This window comes from Streptomyces tsukubensis (assembly GCF_003932715.1).
In the GTDB taxonomy this organism is placed as follows: domain Bacteria; phylum Actinomycetota; class Actinomycetes; order Streptomycetales; family Streptomycetaceae; genus Streptomyces; species Streptomyces tsukubensis.
Genome location: NZ_CP020700.1, coordinates 7,628,311 through 7,654,925 on the forward strand (window position 1 = coordinate 7,628,311; position 26,615 = coordinate 7,654,925).

Here is a 26,615-nt window from a genome sequence, read left to right on the forward strand (position 1 = left end):
GAGGCGGAGGGCGGCCCGCCGGGCGCAGGCCGAAGGAGTCCGGCGGGGGTCCGGCGGGCCCGGTGCCGAGCAACGTAACGACGTTGAATTCGAACAGGAAAGAGGCCGCTCCGAGCCGCCACACGGCCGCAACACTCCCGACATATCCGGACGCCGGAGGCCGTTCCGAGGGGACGTCACCCGAGGGTTCCCGGGCGGGGCCCGGGCTCGGCGCCCTGGCTGGCGCGCCGTCCGTCGCCCGCCGCCCGAACCTCCGTCAGCACCCGGTCGATCCGCCGGAACCGCCGCAGCAGACGGGGTGCCCGGGCACCGGTCGCCGCGAGGAGGGCGACGGGCAGCGGGCGGGCCGCCAGCACGGCCAGGGCGATGGCCCAGGGCGATATGCCCGCCAGCGCGCACGCCACCACGGCCAGCCGGGGCGTCCAGGGGAGCAGGGCGAGCACGGCGAGGGCCAGGACGCCGTGCTGTGCGACGAACTCACCGGCCCCGCCTGTTTCGCCCCCGACCTTCTCCAGCAGCCGGAGCCCGGCCGACTGCACGACCGAGGCCACCAGGAAGGCCCCGGCGGCGGACGCGGTCACAAAGGTGAGGGCGACCGCCCGCCACCGCCGGGGGTGGAGGGCCGAAACGCCCACGAGCAGCAGCTGATTGGGCAACACCGGCAGGACGTAGTCGCTGAGCGGGAAGACCGAGAGGGCCGGGAGGAACCACGGCCGGTGCGCGGCGCGGTCGAGCCGGAGCAGTATCCGCCCGGCGCGGGTTCCGGGACGTCGGGATGCGGTCGCCGGTATGTCAGCCATGGCGCAGGGCCCGGTAGCCGACGGAGGGCGCGATCCGCATCAGGGCGGGCAGGAGCCCGGCCTTGCCGACGTAGATCTCGCTGCGCTCGCGCTCCATGCCCGCGATCACCGCCCGTGCCGTCTCGTCCGGACTGATCTTGCCCCGGCCGCGGCCCGCGGTCATATCGGTGTCGACGAGGGGGAGGATCGCGTCCATCACCCGGATCCCGGGCGCGGTGTCCTCGCACTGGTAGCGCAGGGCCCGGGTGAACGTGCGCACCGCGGACTTGGCGGCGCAGTAGACCGGTGCCGAGGGTTTGGGGGCGACGGCAAGACCGCTGCTGATGTTCACGATCGCGGCCGACGGCAGACCGCGGAGGTGGGGGAGGAATCCGGTGGAGAGGGTGATGACGGCGTCCAGGTTGACGGCCAGTTCGCGGCGGAGGAGCGGCCGGAGGTCCGCCGGGTCCCCGGTCAGGAAGTCGGTGAGGTTCTGCACCCCGGCGTTGTTGACGACGACGGAGAGTCCGGGGTGGCGGTCGGGAAGCCCGTCGGTGAAGGCGTCCACGGCGCTGTGGTCCGAGAGGTCGAGTGCCTCGGCCGACACCCGGTCGCCGAAGGCCGCGGTGAGTCCGGCGAGTCCGCCGGGGTCGCGTCCTACGGCCACCACCCGGGCTCCGAGTCCGACGAGCCGCCGGGTCAGGGCCAGGCCGATACCGCGGGTCCCGCCCGTGACGAGAACCGTTCTGCCGCTGAGTTTCATGGGGTCCTTCTGTTCCGGGATTCTCGGAGATCTCGGGGTTCTCGGGGAGAGCCGGTCCACCCGTCGGAGGGCGCCGGCTGTTGGAACACCGAGCGGTAGACCGCGGGTGTCATGGCGGTCCTGAGTTTGAAGTGGCGGGTGAAATGGGGCTGGTCCGCGTAGCCGCAGGCGAAGCCGATGACGCCGACCGTGTGGTCGCTGTGCATCAGCAGTCCGGCGGCGACCTCCGTACGGACGGCTCCCAGCAGCCCGCTGAAGCCGCCCGCCCCCGACAGCCTGCGCTGGAGGCTCCGCACGGGGACCCCCAGTTCGGCGGAGAGGTCCCCGAGAGTCCAGCGGCGCGCGAGGTCGGCGGTGAGCAGTCGTCGGGTACGGGTGACCTCGTCGCGGCCGGGATCCGTCTCGGCACGGGAGGGCACGGCAGGCGCCGCGCGGGACCAGGTGAACCACCACAGCCCGCTGTCGTGCCGGGGCGGAGGCACCATGAAGGCGCCGCGCGAGTAGACGGTGACCGGTTCCCCGCTGCCCACGGCGACTGACAGTTCCCGCGCTCCGCACAAGGGCAGCAGGGCCGTCAGCACACCGAGGACGAGGGCGTCCTCGGCGGCGTGCGATGGCTCCCCCGGGGGCCCGGCGTGCTCCACGACGAGCCGTTCCGCACCGCGCTCCCGCACCACCACCCGGTGACGGGAGTGCGTGAACCGCTCCAGCCGCTGCCACCGCTCGAACAGATCGTGCGGGTCGGCGGAGCACAGCAGGGCGGCGACGGCGGGATCGGAGGGGGAGGCCGGCATCAGCGAGCCCACCCGCAGCAGGGGCAGCAGCCCGTGGTCGCGTGCGACGTCCCTCAGGAAGGCCCGTTTCGCGGCCAGGGGCAGCAGGGCCCCGCCGCTGGTGGGGGCGGTGACGGGAATGCCCTCGGCTGCCAGCGACTGCTGGACCAGCGCCAGCAGCCTGGCACTCGCGTACTCCTCCATGACGGTCCCCCCGCTTTCCCTCCGCTTCCGCTCTGCGGCAAACGGTAGGTCCGGCCCCGCCGGGGTGTCTTGAACGATCGCGCCACCCGGCCGTCGGGGGTCCGGTCAGGAACCCGTGCGGTTCCCCTCGGCGTCGCAGGGCAGTTCTCCCGCGGGGCTGTGGGCGCGGTAGTCACGGATGGTCTGGCGTTCGACCTCGGCCATCGCGGTCGCGCTCACACTGATGATGCCGCCGAAGGGCCGGTCGACGTCCCGGATGATGCACAGGGCAGCCGCGAGCAGGGCGGTGATCGCGGCGACCGCGAGGAGGTGGCCCCGATTGTCCCGCCGGGGCAGACAGCTGCCGAGGGCGACGACGGTGACGGCCAGGGTGGCGAGGAGGAACCAGAAGATGGTGGCGGGGATGCTGGCCGTGGCCTGCGTCAGCCGTTCGTCGCGCTCCTCCGAGCGTTTGTTGTCGGCGGCGACGAGCAGGGCGAAGACCGGCCCGTCCTGGAGCCCGTGGAGGGACTGCCGGAAGCCGGTGGACCAGACGCCGGGCGCCGGGGAGCCCGCTCCGTCGGACATGGCGGGCCACTCCTGGACCCGTACCGCGCGGGCGTAGCAGATCGCCTGCGTGCGGAGGGCCGCGCGCCGGTCGGCGGGAGCGTAGGCCGCGGTCTCCGCGAGATGGTCGAGGGCCCGGGCCTCGCCGCGGGCGGCCGTCTCCGCCTTGCCGTAGGAGCTGGAAGCGGTGACGAGTACGAAGGCCAACAGCAGCACCGTCAGGGTGATCAGGGGCTCGACGAGGTCCCGGATCTCCAGGCCCGCGGCATCGTCGCGATCGGTGAGCCCGGGCCGCAGAAGGCGGTTGGCGGCGAGACCGGCCAGCAGGGCCAGTACGGCGGTGACGATGACGGCGGCCATGGGCGGTCACCTCCGGGAGCGACATGGGCGGGCCCCGGGGAGGGGCACCGCGATCATGCCCGGGTGTCCTCGTCCCGCCGGGGAAACGCGCGCGGGGGCCTCCGATCGGAGGCCCCCGCTTGGGCCGAACGAGCCCGCGCGCCGCGCCGCGGTGCGCACCCCGCGCGGACTCCGGTGACGGCCGGGCTCAGGCGGCCGGCTTGCCCGGCTGGTCGTGCGTGGCGCAGTGGATACCGCCGCCGCCCGAGGCCACGGTGTCGATCGGGACCAGGACGACGTCCCGGCCGGGGAAGTGCTCCCGCATGATGCCGCGGGCGCGGTCGTCGGCCTTCCGATCGCCGAACCGGGGCAGGAAGACCGAGTCGTTGGCGATGTAGAAGTTGGCGTACGACGCCAGGAAGTCCTCGCCCTCGCCCGTGATCTTCCGCAGATCGGGCTGCGGAAGTTCGACGATCTCGAACCGCCGCCCACGGGCGTCCGTCGCCTTCGACAGTACGGACTCCGCCTGGTCGGCGGAGCGGGACCAGGAGTCGGGCGGGGTGCCGGGGAAGGCCCGGTCGAGCAGGACGACGCCGGGCTCGGTGAACCGGACGAGACTGTCCACATGGGCGTCGGTGATGTCCTCGCCGCGTACGCCCGCCAGCCACACCACCTTCTCCATGCCGAGCAACTCCTTGAGCTCGGCCTCGATACGGTCCCGGCTCTTGCCGGGATTGCGGTTGACGTTGACGATCGAACTCTCGGTGATCAGCAGGGTGCCTTCGCCGTCGGTCTCGAAGGACCCGCCCTCGGAGACCAGCGGGGCCTGGACCCGGAGGATCCCGTACTCGGGGAGGAGCTTCCGCCCGACCAGGGCGTCGTTGGTGTGCTCCTGCTTGTCGCCCCAGCCGTTGAAGTTGAAGTCGACGCCGGTCACCTTGCCGCCCTGTTCGACGAAGACGGGAACGGTGTCCCGGGCCCACAGATCGTCCACGGCCAGGGGAATGACCTCGACCTGGGAACCGCAGGCCCGCTGAGCGGCCTTCACCTGGTCGGGCCGGGCCATCATCACGACCGCCTCGTACTCCCCGACGGCCCGCGCGATGCGCGCGATGTCCTTGCGGACATAGGGCAGATCCTCCTCCCAGACGGAGGTCAGGGCCGGCCAGGACATAAAGGTACGGGTGTGGCTCTCCCACTCGGCACCCAGTCGGCCGGCGCCGGTCGCGGAGGCGGCCCGGGGCGAGACGCCGGTGGCCCGGGGCGCGGCCGAGGGCGCGGCCGGACCGCAGGCCGAGGCGCCGAGAACCAGGGTGCCGAGCCCGGCGAAGGCCCGCAGGGCGGCCCGCCGGGAGGGGGAGAGGAAGGACACGGACGGCTCCTGTCGTGTGGTGGTACGGGTGGTACGGGGCGCGCGCCGGCGCCCGGGGTCAGGATGCGCACGGTGCACCGGGATCGGCCGGTCCGCAGGGACGGGACTCGGCACGTACCGCCACCATGACACTGACTGAAATATCAGTCAACTTTCTCGGCGCTATGGAGTGAAATGATCACGCTCCGTAGAAGAAGTGGAGGCATGCCGCCTGGATTCGTGATCATTGCGGGATGCGGTGCGGCGTCGATGGGTCGATGGGGGCCTTCCTTGTTCTCAAAACTGAAAATCTGGTCAGGATGGTGATGTCTCGGTCCGGGCAAGCGCGGAACTCCGGCCCGAAGCCGGACGTTTACCGTCGCGTACCCCTCATGACCTGCTACGCACCTCCGCTGCCGGGTCCCGGTAGAGTGCCCGCCATGTCGTCTCGCAGCACTCGGATCCTCGAAGCGGCCGCCCGGGTGATCGCCCGGCGCGGGGTCCGCGGCCTGCGTGTGGAGGAGCTGGCTGCCGAGGCCGGGGTCTCCACCGCCCTGGTCTACTACCACTTCAAGGACCGCACGGGGGTGCTCCGCCGGACCCTGGAGTTCATCAGCGACCGCGCCGAGAGCTACACCACCGACCGGGACCCGGACGCGCCGCCCCCCACCCCCCGGGAGGAGCTGGAGGAGGCGCTCCTGCTGGAGCTCCAGGACACCGTCGAGGTCCGGGAGAACAGCGCCGCCTGGGGTGAACTGCGTGCGAGCGCGGTCTTCGAGGAGGCCCTGCGCGAGGACCTCGCCCGGGCGACCCTGGTCTGGGTGCAGGAGGTCGCCGCGCTGCTCGGCCGGGTCCACCCCCTGGCCCCCGCCTCCGCCCTCGCGGCCGCCGCCGAACGGCTCACCGCCCTGCTGGAAGGCCTCAGCATGCGCTGGCTCAGCGGTGGCGTCCGGGTCGAGCACGCACGCGAGCTGGTGCGCGGCGCGATCGACGCGGAGCTGGCGGGACTCCGGTGCGACTGAACCCTGCGGCGGGACTCCGGCGTGACTGAGCCGTGCGGCGGGACTCCGGCGTGACTGAGCCGTGCGGCGCGGCGGAGGCCGCTGCCCCGGCCCCATGGTCAACTCGCTTCTGTGATCGTACGATTCGTCATCCCGGCTCCTGCCGGGTGACAACTGCATAGCCGTGTGTCCTGGGGGAAGCCGGTGCGAATCCGGCGCTGACCTGCAACCGTGTGCGGTGCCTCGTGCCGCGAGTCGGGATGCCCAGCACACGGCCGGTTCCGCTTCCTCTGTCATGGTCCGCAGCGCGAAGCCCTGTGCCACCGGTGCTCCGCGCCTGCTCCCCCGCACGCCGTGCGGGGAACCGGCGCATCGCCCCGGGCGCCGGGGGTCGCGTCGCGGCCCCAGGCCAACCCGGAAGGCATCTCATGCGCATGCAACTCGCCCACCGTGCCGCCGTCACCACGGCTGCTCTCGCCCTCACCTTCGCCGCCGCCGCTCCCGCCGCGGTCGGGGCCGAGTCCGGACACCGCGGCACCAACGCGCCCGTGAAGGTCTCCCTCACGGTCCAGGGCCCCAACGGCCTCCTGTTCAACGGCAAGGTCAGAACCAGGGGCCACGATGTGACCACGGCGACCGGCGGCACCCACAAGTGCGACGGCACCAACGGGGGAGCGAACCCCACCAAGGTGCCCACCCCGACCGCCGCACTGGACGACGCCGCCCGTCAGAACGGCTTCACCTGGGACGGCGCCTGGCACGCCTCGTTCGAGGACTTCTTCGTCGACACCATCAAGAACGTGAGCGGCGGCAGCAGCGCCTACTGGAGCATCGCCGTGAACGGGACGCCGACTCCGGTGGGCGGCTGCCAGTTCCGTATCAACGCCGGCGACCAGGTCTCGTTCGTCTGGACCGCTTTCTGACCGAAGCTCCGAACCCCGGCGCCTGAGGCCGGTGCCGGGGCGGAGGGCAGCCGCCCTCCGCCCCGGCGGATCCGGCTCAGGATCCCGATCCGGACCCGGCCCCGAATCAGGACGAGGAGAGTTCACCCCGGACGGTACGCGCCGCGGCGACCAGGTTCTCCAGGGAGGCGCGGGTCTCCGCCCAGCCGCGGGTCTTCAGTCCGCAGTCGGGGTTGACCCAGAGCCGTTCGGCGGGGATCGCCTTCAGCCCGGTACGGAGCAGTCCGGCGGCCTCGTCGGCGGACGGGACGCGCGGGGAGTGGATGTCCCAGACCCCGGGCCCGGCCTCCCGGGGGTAGCCGTGGACGGCGAGTTCACCGGCGATCTGCATATGGGAGCGGGCCGCTTCCAGGCTGATGACGTCCGCGTCCAGATCGTCGATGGCCTCGACCACGTCCCCGAACTCGGCATAGCACATATGGGTGTGGATCTGGGTGTCCGCCGCGACACCGGAGGTCGTCAGCCGGAACGCCTCCGTCGCCCAGGCCAGATAGCCGGCCCGGTCGGCGGTGCGCAGCGGCAGGGTCTCGCGCAGGGCCGGCTCGTCGACCTGGATGACCCGGGTGCCCGCCGCCTCCAGATCGTCCACCTCGTCGCGGAGGGCGAGGGCGACCTGACGGGCGGTCTCCCCGAGGGGCTGGTCGTCGCGGACGAACGACCAGGCGAGCATGGTGACCGGTCCGGTCAGCATGCCCTTGACCGGCTTCCCGGTGAGGGACTGGGCGTAGCTCGTCCAGCGGACGGTCATCGGCGCGGGACGGGACACGTCCCCGACGAGGACCGGCGGGCGGACATAGCGGGTGCCGTACGACTGGACCCAGCCGTGCCGGGTGGCCAGATAACCGGTGAGCTGCTCGGCGAAGTACTGGACCATGTCGTTGCGCTCGGGTTCGCCGTGGACGAGGACGTCGACCCCCGTCTTCTCCTGGAACGCGATCACCTCCTGGATTTCGGACCTGACGCGCTCCTCGTACCCGGCCGTGTCGATGTGCCCGGACCGCAGATCCGCGCGGGCGGCGCGCAGTTCGTCGGTCTGGGGGAAGGAGCCGATGGTCGTGGTCGGCAGCAGCGGCAGCCCGAGGCGGGTCCGCTGGGCGACGGTCCGTTCGCCGTACGGTGCGGAGCGCCGGGCATCGGCCGCGGTGACCGCTCCGGTACGGGCGCGGACGGCCGGGTCGCGGGTGACGGGGGACGCGGCGCGCGAGGCGAGCACGGCACGGTTGGCCGCCAGTTCGCCGCTGATGGCGGGGGTGCCCCGGCCGAGGCCCCGGGCGAGGGTCACGATCTCGTCGGTCTTCTGCCGGGCGAAGGACAGCCAGCCCAGGATCTCCGGGTCGACGTCGGTCTCGGCGGCGGCGTCCAGCGGGACGTGCAGCAGGGAGCAGGACGCGGCGACGTCCACCCGGTCCGCGAGACCCAGCAGGGTGCCGAGGGTGGCGAGGGACTTCTCCAGGTCGTTGACCCAGATATTGCGGCCGTTGACGACTCCGGCGACCAGCCGCTTCCCGGGCAGCCCGCCGGCGGCGGCCAGATCGCCCAGATTGGCCGCCGCGGATCCGGTGAAGTCCAGGGCCAGCCCTTCGACCGGGGCCTTGGCCAGCACGGGCAGGGCTCCGCCGAGACGGTCGAAGTAGGAGGCGGCCAGCAGTTTCGGCCGGGCGGTCAGGGCGCCGAGGTCGCGGTAGGCGCGCGCGGCGGCGTTCAGCTCCGCCGGGGTGCGGTCCTGGACCAGGGCGGGTTCGTCGAGCTGGACCCACTCCGCGCCCGCCGCGCGGAGATCGGCCAGCACCTCCGCGTACACCGGCAGGAGCCGGTCCAGCAGCGTCAGCGGCTGGAAGTCGGCGGGCACCCCGGGGGCGGGCTTGGCGAGCAGAAGGTAGGTGACCGGGCCGACGAGGACCGGCCGGGCCGTCAGGCCGAGGGCGAGCGCCTCCTTCAGCTCGTCCACCTGCTTGCCCGAGTCGGCGGTGAAGACCGTGCCCGGGCCCAGTTCGGGCACGAGGTAGTGGTAGTTGGTGTCGAACCACTTGGTCATCTCCAGCGGCGCCACCTCCCGGTTGCCGCGGGCCATGGCGAAGTAGCCGTCGAGGGCGTCGGCGGCAACGGCCGCACGGTGCCGCTCGGGGATCGCACCCACCATGACGGTGGTGTCGAGGACATGGTCGTAGTACGAGAAGTCGCCGGTGGGGACCTCGTCGATGCCCGCCCCGGCGAGGGCGCGCCAGTTGGCGGTGCGCAGTGCCGCGGCTGCGGCCCGGAGGCCGTCGGCGTCCACCCGGCCCTTCCAGTAGCCCTCGACCGCCTTCTTCAGTTCCCGGCCCTGTCCCTGACGGGGGTAGCCGTACACGGTGGACCGTGCTGCCGCGGCTGCGGACTTCGTGGTCACGGAGATCTCCTTCGCGAGATGAATCCCTGAGATCCCGGAGACGGGAACGAGAGCGCGAAGGGGGCACCGGACGGAACCGGATCCCGCGCGGCACGGCGCGGTGTTCCGTACGGTACGTACTCCCCGGAATCCATCCGGGGTGTTCCCCGACCCGCCCACGAGGTCACCGGAATACCGCGCGCGGAACGTTCCGTACGCGGGCAACGGGCAGGTCTTCGGACTCGCGGGCACGCCTGCCGGTCTCCCGGCGGGCACCTAGTGGCCGTCGCTTCCCAGGCCCTTTCCCGGACCCAGTGCGTATGACGGCGGTCGTTCCCGCTCACCGCTGCGGGGCAGTCCCGGATTCCCACCGGGTTCCCTCTTACGACGCTCCCGTCCGGCTGACGGGGCGAACCAGCTGCGGGGCCAGCCTACGGTGCGCGGGACCGTTTCGGCGGCACGGGTCCATCATGCGGATCACCCGGTGGGACGAACGGCCCCCGCGGCGGGCACCGGAGCCGCCGCGGCAACTCCCCGGCGGGCCCCCGCCGTCACCGCGTCCCGCCCTCCCCGTCCGCCTCGTCAGGGCGCAGCGCCTCCAGGATCAGGCGCAGGCCGAAGCCGAACTCCACGGCCGGGTCGAAGCCGGGCCCCTCGGACTGGGCGGCGACCAGTTCCACGAGATGCGGGTGGCTGTCGGGGGAGAGCGCGGGCAGCAGGGCGGCCGTGATCCCGTCGCGGTCCTCAGGGGCGGCGAAGGGGAGGCTCAACTCCTGGAGCACCGCACCGTAGACGAAGCTGTCGATCACCCCGACCGCGCGGGCCGCCGCCCTGACGGAGAAGCCCCCGGCGCGCAGGGTGCCCAGGACGGCATCGTGGTGGCGCAGGGTGGCCGGGCCCGGCCGGCTGCGCGAGTCCATCAGACCGACGGCCCACGGATGGGCCAGCAGTGCCGTGCGGGCCGATACGGCGCGGTCGTGCATCGCCCTCTTCCAGCCCGCCCCCGGGGGCGGCAGTTCGATCAGGGCGAAGACGGCGTCGACCATGCCGTCGAGGAGATCGTCCCGGTTGCGCACATGGTTGTAGAGAGACATCGCCTCGACGCCCAGGGAGCCCGCGAGGGCCCGCATGGTGACCCCTGCCGCCCCCTTCTCGCCGGCCAGGGCGACCGCAGCGGCGATCACCCGGTCCCGGCTCAGGGGCGCCCGCTTCGGCCGGCCGCCCCGGCCGCCCGTGTTCTCCCGCATGGATGCTCTCCGCCCGTGTCGTCGTCCGGCCGTGCTGCTGCCGTCCCGTTGCGCCGTCCGGGTTCCGCCCCTTCGGCTTACGGTGTAAGTTCCACCGTGTCACTTACATAGTAAGTCGAAGGTGAGGGCCGCAGGATGGATACCGGACGGAGCGGGCGGATACGGAAGGTCTGCGTCGTCGGCGCATCGGGCAAACTGGGCCGGTACCTGGTGAGCCGGGCGCTCGACCGCGGCTGGGAAGTGGTCGGCGTCTGCCGCGAACGCAGCGTCGGCAAGCTCGACGGGTTCGCGGACCGGATCACGGTCGTCCCCGGGGACACCAACGACCCGGAAGTGATCCGCCGGGCCGTCGCCGGCTGCGACGGAGTGCTGACCGTGCTCGTCCCCTGGGGCGTACGGCAGTACTCCTCCGGTACCGCGCGGGCCGTGCTCGACCACGCCGAACCCGGTGCGCGGCTGGTCTTCTCCTGCGGCTGGCACGTGCCCCGGGACGACAAGGACCGCTACACCCGGACGTTCACGGCCTCCGTCCGGATCGTCACCCTGCTGAGCCGCGCCCTGAGGGTCGTCGACGTCGACGACCAACTCGCCGCCGCGCGACTGATCTTCGCCAGCGACCGCCGCTGGACCCTGGTCCGCGCCAGTGATCTGGAGGAGGGCGAAAGCCAGGGGCTGCCCGTATGGACCCGCCACGTCGGCGATCCGCTCCTGAAGAGCAACCTGACCCGGCGCGTGGACTTCGCCCTGTTCATGGTCGAGGCCCTCACCGACGACACCCTCGTCCACGAGGCCCCCGCGATCGTCGGCCGCCTCGCCCCCAGCGTCCTCGCCCGGCGGGACGAGAGCTGACGACCCGGGGTCACAGCCATCCGCTGCGCTGCGCCTGCAACGCCATCTGGAAGCGGTTCGCCGCGCCGAGCCGCGCCATCAGGACCTGCAGCCTGCGGTAGAGCGTACGGCGGCTGACGCCCAGTTCACGGGCGATGATCTCGTCGCTCGCACCACCCGCGAGAAGCCACAGCAGCCGCCGGTCGGCGGGCGGCAGGCCCCCGGGGCGGGTGGTGCGCCCCTGGAACGGCAGGGCGTTGCGCCAGGACTGCTCGAACAGCGCCACCAGCGCCGAGAACAGTCCGCACGGCTGGACCACCAGCATGGTGTTGTGCACATCGGCCTCTTCGATGGAGAGCGACACCAGCGCGTACGCATCGTCGATGATCACCAGCTTGACCGGTACCGACGGCAGCACCCTGGCCTGCTCGCCGGCTTCGACGCACGGTTCGATGACGTCCTTCAGCCGGCCCGGGTGCTCCAGCGACTCCCGCGAGTACACGACCCGCTGCGTCACCCCGCGGGCGAGCGTGGCCAGCGCGTCGCCGGTGGCCTCGGTCAGCGGGAAGTACGGCGGCGACTCGAACTGCCGGATCTGCTCACGGGCGCTCGCCCAGGCCCGGCGGATCCTGGGACCGATCGCCTCCCCGGTGACGACCTCGACGAGATCGTCGTTGTACGCGGCCAGCCGCTGCCGCCGGAACGATTCGAACGCGCCGCCCACCGCGATCCGCGACTCCTCGACCGCGGCCGCCCGGTGCCGGGCCAGCAGCTCCAGGCCCGCCGCGGGCGGAACCGGGGCGACCGTGTCGTCACCGTCCCGGGCGGCGCTGGCCAGACCGGCGTCGACGAGGGCGCCGTACGCCGCGGCCAGCTCGTCGCCGTCCAGGCCCGCCGCGTCCGCGATCGTCCGCAGCGGGGCCGGGGCCCGTTCCAGGAGCGCCAGATAGACCCCGGCCGCCGCGGGGCCGAGCCCTAGGAGCCGCAGCGCCTCACCGAGCTTCGCGTTCGTCATGCACCGCATTATCGACCGTCCCGAGCCGGTTGTGGCCGATCCGTGCCACTGGCACGTTCCGGCACCGGCGGGGTCCCGTGCGGGATACCGTCCGGAGGCCGCCGGTGGGATCCGGCGGCGGCGAGGGCTCCCGGGCCGTACCGCGGGACACCCGGAACCCGGAAACCGCAGCTGGACAGCCCCGCCGACGACGAACTGCCCAGGGAAGGTGGACGACGTGTCGAAGGGCCGGAAGAACGGTCTCTACTCGGGGATCTCCGAGGAGCTGTCCGCGCTGATGCGGACGGGATGGGCGGACACCGAGCAGCACGATCTGCTCCCCGACGAGCAGGCCCCGCACGCGGCCCGCCGCCGCGCCGCGCTCTCCGCTCGCTTCCCCGGCGAGCGTCTGGTGATCCCCTCCGGCGGGCTCAAGGTCCGCTCCAACGACGACACCTACCCCTTCCGGCCGTACACGGGCTATGTGCACATGACCGGCGACCGGGCCCGCGACGGCGCCCTCGTCCTCGAACCCCGGGCGGACGGCGGCCACGACGCCTACTGCTACCAGCTGCCGCGCGACAGCCGGACCGACAACGAGTTCTGGACCGGCCCCACCGCCGAACTGTGGATGGGCCGCCGCCGCTCCCTCGCCGAAGCGGAGCTGGTCCTCGGTCTGCCCTGCCGCGACGTCCGTACGGCCGCCGACGATCTCGCCGCCGCCTCCGGCGCCCCGACCCGGATCGTCCGCGGGATCGCCCCCCTGCTGGAGGCCGCCGTCACCACCGACGAGGAGCGCGACGCCGAACTGGAGGAGGCGCTCAGCGACCTCCGGCTCGTCAAGGACGACTGGGAGATCGGCGAACTCCGCAAGGCCGTCGACTCCACCGTCCGCGGATTCACCGACGCCATCGGAGAACTGTCCCGGGCGGTCGCCACCTCCGAGCGGTGGATCGAAGGCACCTTCTTCCGCCGCGCCCGGCTGGAGGGCAACTCCGTCGGCTACGGCTCCATCTGCGCCGCGGGCGAGCACGCCACGATCATGCACTGGACGGACAACGACGGCCCGGTGCGCCCCGGCGACCTGCTGCTTCTCGACGCGGGCGTCGAGACCCGTACCCTCTACACCGCCGACGTCACCCGCACCCTCCCGATCGGCGGCACCTTCACCCCCGTCCAGCGGAAGGTGTACGACGCGGTGTACGAGGCGCAGGAGGCGGGTATGGCGGCCGTCCGGCCCGGCGCCCCCTACCGCGCCTTCCACGAGGCGGCCCAGCGGCACCTCGCGGCCCGGCTGGTCGAGTGGGGCTTCATCGAGGGCCCGGCCCACCGGGCGTACGACCTCGGACTGCAGCGCCGCTTCACCATGGCGGGCACCGGGCACATGCTCGGTCTGGACGTCCACGACTGCGCCCAGGCCAGGAACGAGGAGTACGTCGACGGCGTACTGGAGCCCGGCATGGTGCTCACTGTCGAGCCCGGCCTCTACTTCCAGCCGGACGACCTCACCGTGCCCGAGGAGTGGCGCGGTATCGGCGTCCGGATCGAAGACGACCTGCTCGTCACCGAGGACGGTCACGAGAATCTGTCGGACGGTCTGCCGCGGTCGGCGGACGAGGTCGAGGCGTGGATGGCCCGGCACGCGGGCTGACCCCCGGCGAAGTGTCCGCGGCGTCCGCGGCGCCCGGCGAGCCGGGTTCCGGTACGGCCCGCGCGGTATCCGCGCGGGCCGTACCGTCCGCCGCCGTCAGTCCAGCCGGTCCGCCGTCAGCTCACCCACCATGATCGACACCAGGTTGGTGTTGGACCGGGGGCACGACGGCAGCACCGAGGCGTCGGCCACGTACAGCCCCTCCGTACCCAGGACCCGGCCGCCCGGGTCGACCACGGTCGCCGGATCGGCGGGATCGCCCATCCGGCAGCTGCTGGTCGGATGCTGGCCGTCGCCGGCGGTCCGCAGGAGATACCCGTCGAGGGCCCCGTCGTCGTCGACGGCGGCCAGCAGTTCCGCGTTGACCTCGTCGAACCGTCCGTCGCCCAGCTCGGCGACAGGCCGAGCCCGGGCCAGTTCCAGCAGGGTGCGGACCCCGTCGCGCAGCCGCTGGAGATCCCGTACGTCGGACAGCATCCGCTGGTCCAGGAACGGCAGGGCCGTCGGATCCGCCGACCGCAGCACCACCTGCCCCCGTGCGTACACCTGGTTGACCCAGACGAGGATCGCGCCCGCGCCCCGGCCGGTGTCGGCGCGGGCCAGCGCGAGGACGTTCTGGTTGCAGGCCACGAACATCATGTCGTTCGGCTGCCCGCCCGGCCCGCCGCTCGTGTACCGGACGCACACATTGGTGTAGCGGTCGTCGGCGCCCGCCGCCCACGGCTCCGCCAGCGGCAGCCCGATGATGCTCAGGGGATGGTCCTGGAGTCCTGCCCCGACGGGCAGGTCCACGACCGGAGCGATCCCGAGCGCCCGCAGACCGTCGGCCGGGCCGATGCCGGAGCGCTGGAGGATCGCGGGGGAGTGGACGGCGCCCGCGCTCAGCACCACCCGGTCGGCCCGCGCCTCCCGCACCCGGCCCCCGGTGAGGTAGCGCACCCCGGTGGCCCGGCGCCCCGACAGCAGCACCCGGTCGACGGTGGCCTCGCACCGGATCGTGAGCAGGGGGTTCTCCCGCTGCGGTTCCAGATAGCCGTCGTTGGTGGTCACCCGGCGTCCGCCGCGGGAGTTGACCGGGTACGGGGAGACGCCGGTCGCCCCGGGGGCGTTGACGTCCGGCGCCCAGCCGTAACCGGCGGCCAGGGCCGTCTCGTACAGGGCCCGGTCCACCGCGCCCCATGCGGCCGCGGGGGTACGCGTCACCGGGATCGGGCCGCCCCGGCCGTGCCCGGGCTCCCCGCCGTACTGGGCATCGTCCTCCAGCCGGGCGAAGTACGGCAGGACGTCGCGCGGGGACCAGCCGGTGCAGCCGGCCCGGGCCCAGTCGTCGAAGTCCTCCATCGGCGGCCGGATCGCGATCTGCCCGTTGACCGTGGAACTGCCGCCGACGCCCCGGCCCTGGAGATAGGGGAGCGGGGGCTGGACCTCGGTCCGGCGGGCCGTCAGCCCCTGCTGGAGCAGCGACCGGCCGGCTGCCGGGTCTCCCAGGGCCCGCAGCGGATTCGGCAGCCGCCATACCTCGGACAGCTGCGACGAGCGGTGGTCGGGACCGGCCTCCAGCAGCAGGACCCGCTTTCCCTTCGCCGCCGACCGGGCGGCCAGCGCGGCACCGGCCGAGCCCGCGCCGACGACGATCAGATCCCAGTCCTGTTCCCAGTCCTGTTCCCGGCCCCGTTCCTGGCCCTGTTCATGGTCATGGCGAGGTTCGTGGATCACAGTTCTCTCCTTCTCCGCGCGCGACGGCGCGCCGCGCAGATGCGGCGTTCGGTACGAAGCGATGAAGACGGCCGGAGGCAGACGCCCGCACCGCGGGCCCTGAAGGGCGCGGCGGGCGGAAAGGGTCCGGCCGGGGCACGGTGGCGCGGCGGCACGCGGAAGAGAAGAGGGCGTGGGCGCACGGGGCGGACGGTCCGGCCGGAACACGGCCGAACCTGCCCGGGCACACCGGACGGTCACCACCGCTGCGAAGCCCTGGACCGGTCCCGGCGGGGGCGCACCCTCTGATCACGACGAGCCACCGGGGAACCGGTGGCTAGAGTCTGGAGGCCTCGGGACTGGACACGCCCCGCACGATAGGGGTGAACACGGAACACCGTCCACGGATTTTCCCTACCCGAACCGGCCCGGCTTGCCGATACCCGGCTGAAACAGAGCCGCGCGCCCCCGGAAACCCACTGCTGACCAGGTGGAAGCCCCGCTCCCCGAAGCTGGGGGAGTACCCGGCACCGGGTACCGACGAGATGGGGAGACACCGCACGTGCCGAGCGCTCCGACGGTCCTGGAACCCGCAGACGACCCGGAGACGGAGGCCCCGGGGCCCGCCGTCCGGCCACGGGGGCGCGTGCTCACCGCCGCCGCGCTGCTCTGGGCCGGGCTGATGGCACTGCACGACCTGATCCCCAACGCGATCGGCAACCTCGGCAGCCTCTTCCAGACCCTGCTGCCCTGGACGGGTATCGCCGTGCCCGTCCTGCTCGGACTGGCCGCCGTACGCCGCTCCCGTACCGCCGCCGTCGCCGCCCTCGCGCCCGCCGCGGTCTGGGTGGTGCTCTTCGGCGGCGAACTCACCGACAAGGGCGCGGGCGGCGGCGATCTGACCGTGATCAGCCACAACGTCGACGAGGGAAACCGGGATCCCGCGGGCACCGCGCGCACCCTGGCCGCCGCGGACGCGGACGTACTGGCCCTGGAAGAGCTGCCCGCGGACTCCGTCGACGTGTACGAACGCGCCCTGGCCCGCGCCTATCCGCACCATGCGGTACGCGGCGGTGTCGGTCTCTGGAGCCGCTATCCGCTGAGGGATGTCGCGGAGGTGCCCATCCTGCCGTGGACCCGTGCGATACGGGCCACCGCCGACACCCCGCGGGGACCCGTCGCGCTCTACGTCGCGCACCTCGCGTCGGTACGGGTGCACCCCGCCGCCGGATTCACCACCGGGCGCCGCAACGCGTCCGCCCGGTCCCTTGCCGCGGTGCTCCGCGCGGAGCCCCTGCCCCGGGTCGTGCTGATGGGCGACTTCAACGGCACCCCCCGGGACACCGCACTCGCCCCGGTGTTCTCCACGCTCCGCTCGGTGCAGCGGGAGGCCGGTGACGGCTTCGGCTTCACCTGGCCCGCCGCGTTCCCCATGGTCCGCATCGACGATATCCGGGTGAAGGGGATCACCCCGCGCTCCTCCTGGACCCTGCCGGCCACCGGAAGCGACCATCTGCCCGTCGCGGCCTCCCTGCGCCTGTGACCGCCGCGACACCGGAGCGGCCCCGGCCGGTGACTACGATACGAGGGTCGGATGAGCGGTGAGGACCAGGTGAGTCGTGTGGCGGAACCCCGGGTGAGTGGTGTGCCGGAACCCCGGGTCCCGGACCCTCTGAGCGTGCTCCTTGTCGAGGACGACGACGCCATCCGGCGCTCCGTCCAGCTCGCCCTGGAGCGCTACGGCTACCGCGTGACGGTGGCCGCCGACGGACTCGGCGGACTGGAGGCCTTCCGGGCCGGCGGCCACGATCTGCTGATCCTCGACGTGATGCTGCCCGAACTCGACGGTATCGGCCTGTGCTGCCGGATCCGCGAACAGAGCCAGGTACCGGTGCTGATGATGTCGGCACGCGGGGACGCCCTCGACGTGGTCGCCGGTCTGGAAGCGGGCGCCGACGACTATGTGGTGAAACCCGTCGACACCGCGGTCATGGTCGCCCGCATCCGGGCCCTGCTGCGCCGCGCCACCTTCCACGAGGCGGTTATCGCCGGTCCGCCGGAGCGCGACGGCGGCAAACCTCTCGTCTTCGGCGACCTCAGCGTCGACACCCTGGGCATGGAGGTGCACCGGGCCGGCGAACTCGTCCCTCTGACCCCCACCGAGCTCCGCCTGCTGCTGGAGTTCGCTGCCACCCCCGGGGTGGTCCTGGACCGCCGCAAGCTGCTGCGCGACGTCTGGGACTACGGCTGGGAGGGCGATACCCGCGTCGTCGACCTCTGCGTCCTGCGGCTGCGCAAGAAGATCGGCAGCGGCCGCATCGAGACCGTCCGCGGCTTCGGCTACAAACTCGTCCGCGGCTGACCGCCGTGCGCCTGTTCCACCCCCGCGCCCTGCGCTGGAAGATCGCCGCGCTGACCGCCGCGGCCTGCTGTGCGGTCGCCGCCGTCATCGGCCTCCTGGTCCAGGACGCGAATCAGGACCGGCTGGTCGACGTGGGGCGCCAGCGGGCCATGGCCGGACTGGAGAACATGGAGAAGGAGGTCCGGGAGAGGGAAGAGCGGCCGCCGAACGCCGATCTCCGCCCGGTGGACCAGGTGCCCGAGCCGCTCGTGCGCGATCTGGCCGAACAGGCCAGGAACGGAGGCCGCTACGGCTTCTGGTACCAGGTCGACAAGCCCAATATGCACTGGATGTGGGCGGCCGTCGTCGTCGACGACGGCCAGGTGTTGATCTTCCGGGCCGATATGCAGGTCGAAGAGCGCAGCCTCCAGCTCCAGAACCGCTCCCTCGCCACCTCCGTCCTCGCCGCCCTCGCCGTCGTCGTCCCGCTCGCCGCGCTGGCCACGGAGCCGATCGTGCGGCGCCTCGGCCACGGCGCCCGTACCGCCAGGGCGATCGCCGACGGTGACCTCGACGCCCGGATCGGCCGCCCCGGCCGGGCCCGCGACGAGATCACGGAAATGTCGGCGGCCGTCGACGAGATGGCCGCGGCCCTCCAGCGCCGGCTGGAGAACGAACGCCGCTTCACCGCCGATGTCGCGCACGAACTGCGCACCCCGCTGATGGGCCTGGTCACCACCGCCGGACTGCTCCCCGACGACGACGAAGTGGCCGTACTGCTCCGGGACCGGGTACGGGCGCTGAACGCGCTGGTCGAGGATCTGCTGGAGATCTCCCGGCTGGACGCGGGCGTCGAACGGGCCGCCCTCGACGCCGTACCGCTCGGAGAACTCGTCACCGATGTCGTACGGCGTCTGGAAGCAGGCCCCGGGGTCACCGTCACGGTGCCCGCCGGGGACGCGACCCGGGTGGAGACCGATCCACGCCGGGTGGAACGGATCGTGGTGAACCTCGTCGCCAACGCCCAGCGGCACGGCGCCGAACCCGTCGCGATCAGCGTCACCGGGGACCGGGTCACGGTCCGCGACCACGGCCCCGGTTTCCCCGCCGCGCTGCTCGAAGAGGGCCCGCAGCGGTTCCGTACCGGCGCGAGCGAACGGGGACGGGGGCACGGACTCGGACTCACCGTCGCCCAAGGGCAGGCCGGTGTCCTCGGCGCCCGGCTGACCTTCGCCAACGCTCCCGACGGCGGCGCCGTCGCCACCCTCCACCTGTAGGTCCTCCCTCCCGGACCGCCGGGCCGAACGGCCCCCGCTCGGGGTGAAACAGAACCGCAACGCAGCTTCGCGGCGGTGGAAACGGTGCCGCACCGGCCCCGAAGAACGCTTCCCGGAAGGTGTTTCCAGGTGCTTGACCGCACCTGAATCACCGGAGGTGTTCCCCCTATGTCCCCCGTTCGCCGCCGCACCCGACCGGGCCCCGGAGCCCGGCCCGCCGCGCTCCCCGGCCGTTGTCTGTTTCTCGTCCCCCTGCTGGCCGGAGCGCTGCTCGCCGGAGCGTGTGCCCGGCCCTCCGGCGACGAGCCGCTTCCCGACCCCGGCAATCCGGCCGTCGCGCCCGTCGCCGGGTCACTGGACCTGCCCTGGCCGGACGAGGGCCAGGCAGCCGTGTCCGTCGAGGGCATCGGCAGCCTCGGCACCAGGGGCAGGCAGACGCCCGTCCCGATCGCCAGCGTCACCAAGGTCATGACCGCCCATGTGATCCTGAAGGACCGTCCGATCAAAGACGGAACGGACGGCGCGACCGTCGTCGCGGACCAGCAGGCGGCCGACGAATCGTTCTCCTCCAGCGAATCGGCCGCGCCGATACTGGCCGGACACTCCTACACCCAGCGCCAACTGCTGGAGATCATGATGGTGTCCTCCGCGAACAACGTGGCCCGGCTGCTGGCCCGCTGGGACGCCGGCGGTCAGAAGGCGTTCGTCGCCAAGATGAACCGGACCGCCGCCGCCCTCGGCATGAACCGCACCACCTACACCGGGGTGAGCGGTATCGAGTCCGACACCCGCAGCACCGCCACCGACCAGCTGAAACTGGCCGGCGCCGCCATGAAGGACCCGGTCTTCCGCGCGATCGTGGCCACCCCCGCGGTGACCCCTCCGGGCGGGGTACGGATCCCCAACACCAACAAGCTGCTGGGCCAAAACGGTGTCATCGGGCTGAAGACCGGCTCCTCCACCCCGGCGGGAGGAAACCTCGTCTGGGCCGCCACCCAGCGGATCGGCGGCACTGCGCGGCTCGTCCTCGGCGTCGTCCTGGGCCAGCGCGCGGGAACTACTCCCGCCCAGGGCAGCGCCGCCGCGCGCGATGCCGGTCTGGCCCTGGTCACCGCGGTTCGCAAGGACCTTCCGAACGCCGTCGTCCGGGCGGCCGGGGCGGGAGGCTGACCCCCGTGCGGCACGCCTGTCGCAGTCGCAGTCGCTGCAGCGGACGGCCGTACCGCCGTCAGTACGGTGGACGGCCGAGGCCCGCCGGTGGGTACCGGCGGGCCCGGGGGAAAGCGCCCGAAGAGACTCAGATCCTGGCCCAGAGGGCGTAGCCACCCGAGCTGTGGGGGGAACACCACCACACCTTCCCCCAGATGACCTCGCCCGCGGTTCCCGCTGCCTTGCAGGACTCCTCGGTGGGGTAGTAGCCGTGGACGATCCACGGCCATTCGGCGGCGGCCGCCTTCACGGCAGCCGCTTCTGCGGTGGGGGCCGCCGCTGCGGACGGGGTCGCGGTCAGGGCGAGTGCCCCCGCCGTCAGAGCGGCTGAGCCGAGAACGATTCCGATGCGTCTGATCATGACGTACTCCCTCGGAGACGGAAGAGAGTGAGACAGAGCGGAGAGAACGTTCGGTACGGGCCGTCCGGCCGACGGCCAAGGGAGAACGTAGCGACGGCCTCCGAGGCCGGACAAGAGGTCTACACCAACGAAACGTCACGTGTCAGTGAATGTCGGTCTCCCCTGCCGCATACGTCCCGCGCGACCCTGACGTCACCCCGTGACCGAGCGTCCGGCCCCGGGAGAGGGCCGACGAGCGCGGCGGCCGCGCATACGGAAACCGGCGGGCAGCGCGGGACGGTCCCGCCAACAGGCCCTGGAAAAGGCTCGCGTGGCGCGACAGTATGCCCAATCAGTCATGAGCATTTCAACCGTGGTCAAAGGCCGGTCAAGCCGGTAAGTTGTCGCACGCACAGCGGACACGGAGGTCCGGAAAGCGGCGATCCCGCCGGGACCACCGACCCGGTGTGTGCCCGACGCCCTGTCATGACGAGCAGGGTGACCGGGCCCGGGCGGTACTCGTCGCCGTCCGTACCCCCGCTGTGTCCAGCGCACCACTCACGCCGCATCCGTGCGGCGAGCTGTTCCACCTTCCGCGCCCCGGCCCCCCCGTTCATCGGGTGTTCCCCCCTTCCGCCGGGCCCGGGCGCGTTCCCCCACACACCGGCCGGCGGCATGCCCCGGCCGGACGACGAAAGGTGTCAGCCCCTCATGCGCAAGACCCATATCTCCGGTATCGCCGCCGGAGCCCTCGGGCTCGCCCTGCCGATCGCCCTCGTTCCCGCCACCGGATCCGCCGCCCCCGTCCCCACGCCGCTGGTCTCGGTCGCCCAGGCCCCGGCGGAGAGCGAAATCAAGGGTCAGTACATCGTCACCGTGAAGGCCGGCAACGACGCCGCGGCCGTCGCCCAGGCCAAGTCGGTCAGAACGGACTATGTCTACGACGAGGTCATCAACGGCTTCGCCGCCTCCCTGACCTCGTCGCAGCTGGCCGCGCTCCGCGCCGACAAGCGCATCGCGTCCATCGAGGAGGACCAGAAGGTCGTCTCCAAGGCGACCCAGAACAACGCGCCCTGGGGCCTGGACCGAATAGACCAGCGCTCCGGGCGCAACACCACGTACACCTACAACGGCACCGGCGCCGGGGTCACCGCGTACATCATCGACTCCGGTATCTACACGGCCCACCCCGACTTCGGGAACCGCGCCCGCAACGTCTTCGACGCCTTCGGCGGGAACGGCCAGGACTGCAACGGCCACGGCACCCATGTCGCGGGCACCGTCGGCGGCTCCGTCCACGGCGTGGCCAAGGGCGTCCAGCTCCGCGGGGTGAAGGTCCTCAACTGTCAGGGCTCGGGCTCCTTCTCGGCCATCATCGCGGGCTTCGACTGGGTCCGGCAGAACGCGGTGAAGCCCGCCGTCGCCAACGCCTCTCTCGGCGGTGGCTACTCGGCCGCCCTCAACAACGCGGCCACGGCGCTGGCCAACTCCGGCGTCCACACCACCGTGGCCGCGGGCAACAACAACCAGAACGCCTGCAACTACTCCCCGGCCAGCGCCCCCGGCGCCCTCTCCATCGCCGCTTCGGACTCCGCCGACAACAAGGCGAGCTTCAGCAACTTCGGCAACTGCACCGACCTGTACGGTCCCGGTGTCGGTGTCGTCTCCACCCGGATGGGCGGGGGCACCACCAGCATGAGCGGTACGTCGATGGCCGCGCCGCACGTCGCGGGCGTCGCCGCGCTCTACAAGGGCGCCTACGGTGAGGCCTCCAGCACCACCGTCAACAACTGGATCATCAACAACAGCACCGCCAACGCGATCCGCGGCAACGTCACCGGTACGCCCAACCGCCTGCTGTTCAAGTCCACGCTCTAGCGGCGGCGCCGCCCACGCGGCGCACGGACCGGGAGTGATACCGCTCCCCACGGCCGAAAGGGCCCGGCCGGACTCCGGCCGGGCCCCCTGCGTGCCGGTTCGTCAGACGCCGGCGATCGACTGGATCCAGGGACGGTACGCCGTCACATTGGTGTAGGCGGTCGTGGTCTGCCGGTCACTGGTGGAGGCGACGCCGACCTGGATGCCGTTGGCCATCATCGGGCCGCCGGAGTCGCCGCCCGCGGTGATGCCGTCGCCGCGGCGGGCGCAGATCGCGGAGCCGTTGTAGGCGTCGCGGCAGCCGCCGGTCACGACGACCCTGGCGACCTTCAGGAACTGGGACTGGCAGTTGATCTCCGAACCGCACTGGGAGGTGGCTCCCCAGCCGTACACCTGGACGGTCTGGTTCACCGAGACCGACCCCGGCTGTCCGAGGCGCGAGTAGGTCGCCGACACCGAGCGGTCCAGCTTGACCAGCGAGAGGTCGGAGGAGGCGTGGTTGTACACGCCGGAGGCGTTGGCCACGGTGCCGCCGCTGGTCTGGTCGAGGCTGCCGATGCGGAACGACAGCCCGCCGCCGCCCACGCAGTGCCGGGCGGTCAGAATCCAGGTCGGCGCGATGATCGTGGCGCTGCACGTCTGGCGGCCGTTGGAGAACAGCCGGGCCGCCCACGGGGCGTCGGTGGCATAGCCGCCGCCGATGATCGGCAGGGCCGCTGTACCGACCGGGGTCGGGGCCGGGGTGGCAGCGGTGGCTGTGGGGGCCAGCGCGACAAGGGTGGCCGCCGCGGTCGCGAGGGCGGGTATGACTCGGGTGATGCGCATGTGGTTTCTCCATTGTGTGGGGGATGGAGCCCTGCCGGGTGTGGCAGGAGACGCACACGCCGGGGTGGTACGGCATATGCGTGACGTGTTCATGACATGTAGAGCCGCGGGGAGAATCTGACAGACGGCGCGCCGTCGGCGCAAGGGGGCGGCGGAGGCGACCTCACCGGCGGGCACTGCGTCCCGCGACACCGCTGGAGACCCCCCGGGACGGCCCCCGCACTCCCTGAGGGCCCGGATTCCCCCGTACCCGCGCCGCGCCCTGCCCGTCGACCCCGCCGTCCACCGCCTTCCCCGGCCCGGCGTGGTAGGGATCGTCCGTACCACCCGCACACCTCGGAGGCCCCCATGAGCCCGGAACCCACGCCGCCGGGCGGCGGACTGCACTGCCTGGTCACCGGCGCCACCGGCTATATCGGCGGCCGCCTCGTCCCCGAACTGCTCACGGCCGGACACCGCGTCCGGGCCCTGGCCCGCTCGCCCCTGGCCTTGCGCGACCACGCCTGGACCGACCGCGCCGAAGTGGTCCGCGGCGATGTCACCGACGCTGCGTCCGTCGCCGCCGCCATGGACGGCATCGACGTCGCGTACTACCTCGTCCATGCGCTGGGGACCGGCAAGGGATTCGAGGAGACCGACCGCCGCGCCGCACGGATCTTCGGCGAACAGGCCCGCGCTGCGGGCGTCCGGCGCATCGTCTACCTCGGCGGGCTCACCCCCGCCGGGGTCCCGGAGCGGGAACTCTCCCCGCATCTGCGCTCCCGCGCCGAAGTCGGCCGCATCCTCCTGGACTCCGGCGTCCCCACCACCGTCCTGCGGGCCGCCGTCATCATCGGCTCGGGCTCCGCCTCCTTCGAGATGCTCCGCTATCTCACCGAACGGCTGCCGGTCATGATCACCCCCCGCTGGGTCCGCACCCGGATCCAGCCCGTCGCCGTCCGCGATGTGCTGCGCGCGCTCACCGCGAGCGCCGACATGCCCCCGGACATCAACCGGACCTTCGACATCGGCGGCCCGGACGTCCTGACGTACCGCGAGATGATGCTCCGTTACGCGGCGGTCGCCGGACTCCCGCGGCGGCTGATCCTGCCCGTCCCCGTCCTCACCCCCAGGCTCTCGGCGCTCTGGGTCGGGCTGGTCACCCCCGTCCCCGGCGCGCTCGCCCGCCCGCTGGCCGAGTCGCTCCGCCACGAGGTGGTGTGCCGGGAGAACGACATCGCCCGCCATGTCCCCGAGGTGCCGGGACACCCGCTGGACTTCGACACCTCGGTGGCGCTGGCGCTGCGCCGCGTACGGGAGGCCAGGGTCACCACCCGCTGGTCCTCCGCCTCGGTACCGGGCACCCCCAGCGATCCGCTGCCCACCGACCCCGACTGGGCGGGCGGCAGCCTCTACACCGACGAACGGGAACGGACGGTGGACGCACCCGTCGAAGAGCTGTGGCGGGTCGTCGAGTCCATCGGCGGCGACAACGGCTGGTACTCCTTTCCGCTCGGCTGGGCCGTCCGCGGCCAAATCGACCGGCTGGCGGGCGGTGTCGGACTCCGCCGGGGCCGCCGGGACGCCACCAGGCTGCGGATCGGTGACTCCCTCGACTTCTGGCGGGTGGAGGAGATCGAACCGGGCAGCCTGCTGCGGCTCCGCGCCGAGATGCGGCTGCCCGGTCTGGCCTGGCTGGAGCTGCGCTGCGAACCGCTGGGGGAGCGGCGGGCCCGCTACCGGCAGCGGGCCCTCTTCCATCCGCACGGACTGCTCGGGCAGGCGTACTGGTGGAGCGTCGCGCCCTTCCACGCGTTCGTCTTCGGCGGAATGGTCCGCAACATCACCCGCGCCGCGGCCGCCGGAGCGGGCGAGCCGGAGCGGTCCGACGACGCCCGGAAGACCGGGCGGGCCGCCGATCGGGGGACCCCGCCCTCCACACACTGAGACAGCGACGCAAATCACCCCATACGGTGATGGAATTGTCGATCATGGTTTGTCAGGGTCGGGCCATGAAAATCCACTCCAGGCTCCGTGCCTGCGCCGCGGCGGCCGCCGCGCTGCTCACGGCCGTCGCAGCCCTGTCGGCGGCGGGCAGCGCGGCCGCCGCACCCGAACCCGGGCTGCCCGCCAACGGCATCACGAGCGCCGACCCCGCGCCCTTGCGGAAGACGTCCGCGCCCATCCCCGGCCAGTACATCGTGACGCTGCACAAGGGAACGAAGCCGGGCGCCTTCGTCAAGCAGACGCTGCCCGGCCTCAAACCGCTCTTCACCTATGCGGCGGTACTGAACGGCTTCGCGGCCAAACTCACCCCCGCACAGCTCAGGGCCGTACGGGCCGTACCGGCCGTCAAGGTGGTCGAGGAGGACGGCACCGCCTCCGCCCGCCCCGTCACCTCCCGGCAGGACCGCTTCCAGGCCTTCAGCTGGGGCCTCGACCGGATCGACCAGCCGTACCTCCCGCTCAACCAGAAGTTCAACATCGAGGGCACCGGGGTCGGTGCCACCGCCTATATCGTCGACACGGGCATCGACTACAGCCATCCCGAGTTCGGCGGCCGGGCCGTCCCCGGCTTCGACGCCGTGAACGACGGCCGCAACGGCCAGGACTGCAACGGCCACGGCACCCATGTCGCGGGCACGGTCGGCGGCACCGACTTCGGCGTCGCCCGCCAGGCGAAGCTGGTCAGTGTCCGTGTCCTCGGCTGCGACGGCAGAGGTCCCTGGTCGGGAATCATCGCGGGCTTGGACTGGGTCGCGCAGAACGCCCGCCGGCCCGCTGTCATCAATGCCTCCCTCGGCGGCGACCGCAACCAGGCCGTCAACAACGCGGTCACCAACATCGCGCTGCGGGGGACCCTTCCGGTCGTCGCGGCGGGCAACGACGCCCGCGACGCCTGTGACGTCTCACCCGCGAGCGCCCAGCGCACGGTCACCGTCGGAGCGACCGACCACCTCGACAAGGAGACCGACTTCAGCAATTTCGGTCCCTGCCTGTCGCTCTACGCCCCCGGCAAGGCCATCTTCTCGGCCAAACTGGGCGGCGGCAGCATCGCGCTGGACGGTACGTCGATGGCCAGCCCCCACGTCGCCGGGGTCGCGCTCCTCTACCAGGCCGCCAACCCCGCGGCCACCCCGGAGCAGATCGCGGACTGGCTGGTCCTGCAGTCCACCAAGGACATCCTGACGGTCAGCAAGACGTCGCCCAACCGTCTGCTGTACACCGGCGGTCTGTAACCGCCGACGCGACCGGCCCACCGCGCCGG

At 72.5% G+C, this 26,615-nt stretch carries 22 protein-coding genes and 2 riboswitches; of the genes, 11 read left to right on the plus strand and 11 right to left on the minus strand.

Features of this window, described 5'->3' with window-relative positions; all coding sequences use genetic code 11:
• Positions 1–176: 176 nt before the first annotated feature.
• The 5 genes from B7R87_RS31425 to B7R87_RS31445 all read right to left on the minus strand — a co-directional run bounded on the left by B7R87_RS31425 (position 177) and on the right by B7R87_RS31445 (position 4,776).
• Entirely contained in the window at positions 177–800 is a 624-nt protein-coding gene (locus tag B7R87_RS31425; protein WP_006344943.1) for a hypothetical protein, read from the minus strand.
• Complete coding sequence (locus B7R87_RS31430) at positions 793–1,542, minus strand: SDR family oxidoreductase (protein WP_006344942.1); 750 nt, start codon at positions 1,540–1,542, stop codon at positions 793–795. The genes B7R87_RS31425 and B7R87_RS31430 overlap by 8 nt, the downstream gene beginning before the upstream one ends.
• Positions 1,539–2,519: a helix-turn-helix transcriptional regulator gene (locus tag B7R87_RS31435; RefSeq protein WP_006344941.1), complete on the minus strand. Its 981-nt coding sequence runs from the start codon at positions 2,517–2,519 to the stop codon at positions 1,539–1,541. Before B7R87_RS31435 ends, B7R87_RS31430 begins: the two co-directional genes overlap by 4 nt.
• A 105-nt stretch (positions 2,520–2,624) precedes the next feature.
• Positions 2,625–3,425 carry a bestrophin-like domain gene (locus B7R87_RS31440; protein WP_006344940.1) on the minus strand — a complete coding sequence of 267 codons (801 nt, stop codon included), beginning with the start codon at positions 3,423–3,425 and terminating at the stop codon, positions 2,625–2,627.
• Between the two features lie 187 nt (positions 3,426–3,612).
• Complete coding sequence (locus B7R87_RS31445) at positions 3,613–4,776, minus strand: agmatine deiminase family protein (protein WP_130585148.1); 1,164 nt, start codon at positions 4,774–4,776, stop codon at positions 3,613–3,615.
• A 419-nt stretch (positions 4,777–5,195) separates the two neighbouring features.
• On the opposite strand from B7R87_RS31445, the gene B7R87_RS31450 reads away from it, so the two are divergent.
• A complete protein-coding gene (locus B7R87_RS31450; RefSeq protein ID WP_006344938.1) occupies positions 5,196–5,777 on the plus strand; it encodes a TetR/AcrR family transcriptional regulator in 582 nt (193 codons plus the stop codon).
• A gap of 148 nt (positions 5,778–5,925) precedes the next feature.
• Positions 5,926–6,043, plus strand: a riboswitch (cobalamin riboswitch).
• A 141-nt stretch (positions 6,044–6,184) separates the two neighbouring features.
• Entirely contained in the window at positions 6,185–6,679 is a 495-nt protein-coding gene (locus B7R87_RS31455; RefSeq protein ID WP_006344937.1) for a DUF4430 domain-containing protein, read from the plus strand.
• Between the two features lie 106 nt (positions 6,680–6,785).
• On the opposite strand, the gene metE is transcribed toward B7R87_RS31455, so the two are convergent.
• Both metE and B7R87_RS31465 read right to left on the minus strand, forming a co-directional pair.
• On the minus strand, positions 6,786–9,104 hold the full coding sequence (gene metE, locus B7R87_RS31460) for a 5-methyltetrahydropteroyltriglutamate--homocysteine S-methyltransferase (protein ID WP_006344936.1): 2,319 nt from the start codon (positions 9,102–9,104) through the stop codon (positions 6,786–6,788).
• A 189-nt stretch (positions 9,105–9,293) separates the two neighbouring features.
• Positions 9,294–9,517: riboswitch (cobalamin riboswitch) on the minus strand.
• A gap of 117 nt (positions 9,518–9,634) precedes the next feature.
• On the minus strand, positions 9,635–10,330 hold the full coding sequence (locus B7R87_RS31465) for a TetR/AcrR family transcriptional regulator C-terminal domain-containing protein (protein ID WP_006344935.1): 696 nt from the start codon (positions 10,328–10,330) through the stop codon (positions 9,635–9,637).
• A 135-nt stretch (positions 10,331–10,465) separates the two neighbouring features.
• Here B7R87_RS31465 and B7R87_RS31470 point away from each other — a divergent pair, with 135 nt between their 5' ends.
• Positions 10,466–11,179, plus strand: a complete 714-nt coding sequence (locus tag B7R87_RS31470; RefSeq protein WP_006344934.1) for an NAD(P)-dependent oxidoreductase — start codon at positions 10,466–10,468, stop codon at positions 11,177–11,179.
• A 10-nt stretch (positions 11,180–11,189) separates the two neighbouring features.
• Here the strand turns inward: B7R87_RS31470 and B7R87_RS31475 are convergent, their stop codons facing one another.
• Complete coding sequence (locus B7R87_RS31475) at positions 11,190–12,173, minus strand: helix-turn-helix domain-containing protein (protein WP_006344933.1); 984 nt, start codon at positions 12,171–12,173, stop codon at positions 11,190–11,192.
• Positions 12,174–12,390: 217 nt separating this feature from the next.
• Between B7R87_RS31475 and B7R87_RS31480 the strand changes: the two genes are divergently transcribed.
• A complete protein-coding gene (locus B7R87_RS31480; RefSeq protein ID WP_040912877.1) occupies positions 12,391–13,803 on the plus strand; it encodes an aminopeptidase P family protein in 1,413 nt (470 codons plus the stop codon).
• 96 nt (positions 13,804–13,899) lie between these two features.
• On the opposite strand, the gene B7R87_RS31485 is transcribed toward B7R87_RS31480, so the two are convergent.
• On the minus strand, positions 13,900–15,519 hold the full coding sequence (locus B7R87_RS31485) for a GMC family oxidoreductase (protein ID WP_233168979.1): 1,620 nt from the start codon (positions 15,517–15,519) through the stop codon (positions 13,900–13,902).
• A gap of 562 nt (positions 15,520–16,081) precedes the next feature.
• Between B7R87_RS31485 and B7R87_RS31490 the strand changes: the two genes are divergently transcribed.
• The 4 genes from B7R87_RS31490 (at position 16,082) to B7R87_RS31505 (ending at position 20,286) form a co-directional block, all read left to right on the plus strand.
• Entirely contained in the window at positions 16,082–17,041 is a 960-nt protein-coding gene (locus tag B7R87_RS31490) for an endonuclease/exonuclease/phosphatase family protein (protein WP_045852725.1), read from the plus strand.
• A 51-nt stretch (positions 17,042–17,092) separates the two neighbouring features.
• Positions 17,093–17,860, plus strand: coding sequence for a two-component system response regulator CseB (gene cseB / locus B7R87_RS31495; protein WP_006344928.1), 768 nt, complete (start codon positions 17,093–17,095; stop codon positions 17,858–17,860).
• A gap of 5 nt (positions 17,861–17,865) precedes the next feature.
• On the plus strand, positions 17,866–19,116 hold the full coding sequence (locus B7R87_RS31500; protein WP_006344927.1) for a sensor histidine kinase: 1,251 nt from the start codon (positions 17,866–17,868) through the stop codon (positions 19,114–19,116).
• Positions 19,117–19,284: 168 nt separating this feature from the next.
• Positions 19,285–20,286, plus strand: a complete 1,002-nt coding sequence (locus B7R87_RS31505) for a D-alanyl-D-alanine carboxypeptidase family protein (RefSeq protein ID WP_006344926.1) — start codon at positions 19,285–19,287, stop codon at positions 20,284–20,286.
• A 127-nt stretch (positions 20,287–20,413) separates the two neighbouring features.
• Here the strand turns inward: B7R87_RS31505 and B7R87_RS31510 are convergent, their stop codons facing one another.
• The gene (locus tag B7R87_RS31510; protein WP_006344925.1) at positions 20,414–20,686 is read right to left on the minus strand and encodes a hypothetical protein; all 273 of its coding nucleotides are present in this window, start codon (positions 20,684–20,686) and stop codon (positions 20,414–20,416) included.
• A gap of 690 nt (positions 20,687–21,376) precedes the next feature.
• On the opposite strand from B7R87_RS31510, the gene B7R87_RS31515 reads away from it, so the two are divergent.
• Positions 21,377–22,543: a S8 family peptidase gene (locus tag B7R87_RS31515; protein WP_006344924.1), complete on the plus strand. Its 1,167-nt coding sequence runs from the start codon at positions 21,377–21,379 to the stop codon at positions 22,541–22,543.
• A 102-nt stretch (positions 22,544–22,645) separates the two neighbouring features.
• On the opposite strand, the gene B7R87_RS31520 is transcribed toward B7R87_RS31515, so the two are convergent.
• Complete coding sequence (locus tag B7R87_RS31520) at positions 22,646–23,368, minus strand: S1 family peptidase (RefSeq protein WP_006344923.1); 723 nt, start codon at positions 23,366–23,368, stop codon at positions 22,646–22,648.
• A gap of 348 nt (positions 23,369–23,716) precedes the next feature.
• Here B7R87_RS31520 and B7R87_RS31525 point away from each other — a divergent pair, with 348 nt between their 5' ends.
• Together B7R87_RS31525 and B7R87_RS31530 are read left to right on the plus strand one after the other, a co-directional pair.
• Positions 23,717–25,294: an SDR family oxidoreductase gene (locus B7R87_RS31525; RefSeq protein ID WP_006344922.1), complete on the plus strand. Its 1,578-nt coding sequence runs from the start codon at positions 23,717–23,719 to the stop codon at positions 25,292–25,294.
• Between the two features lie 65 nt (positions 25,295–25,359).
• Positions 25,360–26,586: a S8 family peptidase gene (locus B7R87_RS31530; protein WP_006344921.1), complete on the plus strand. Its 1,227-nt coding sequence runs from the start codon at positions 25,360–25,362 to the stop codon at positions 26,584–26,586.
• The last annotated feature ends 29 nt before the right edge of the window (positions 26,587–26,615 follow it).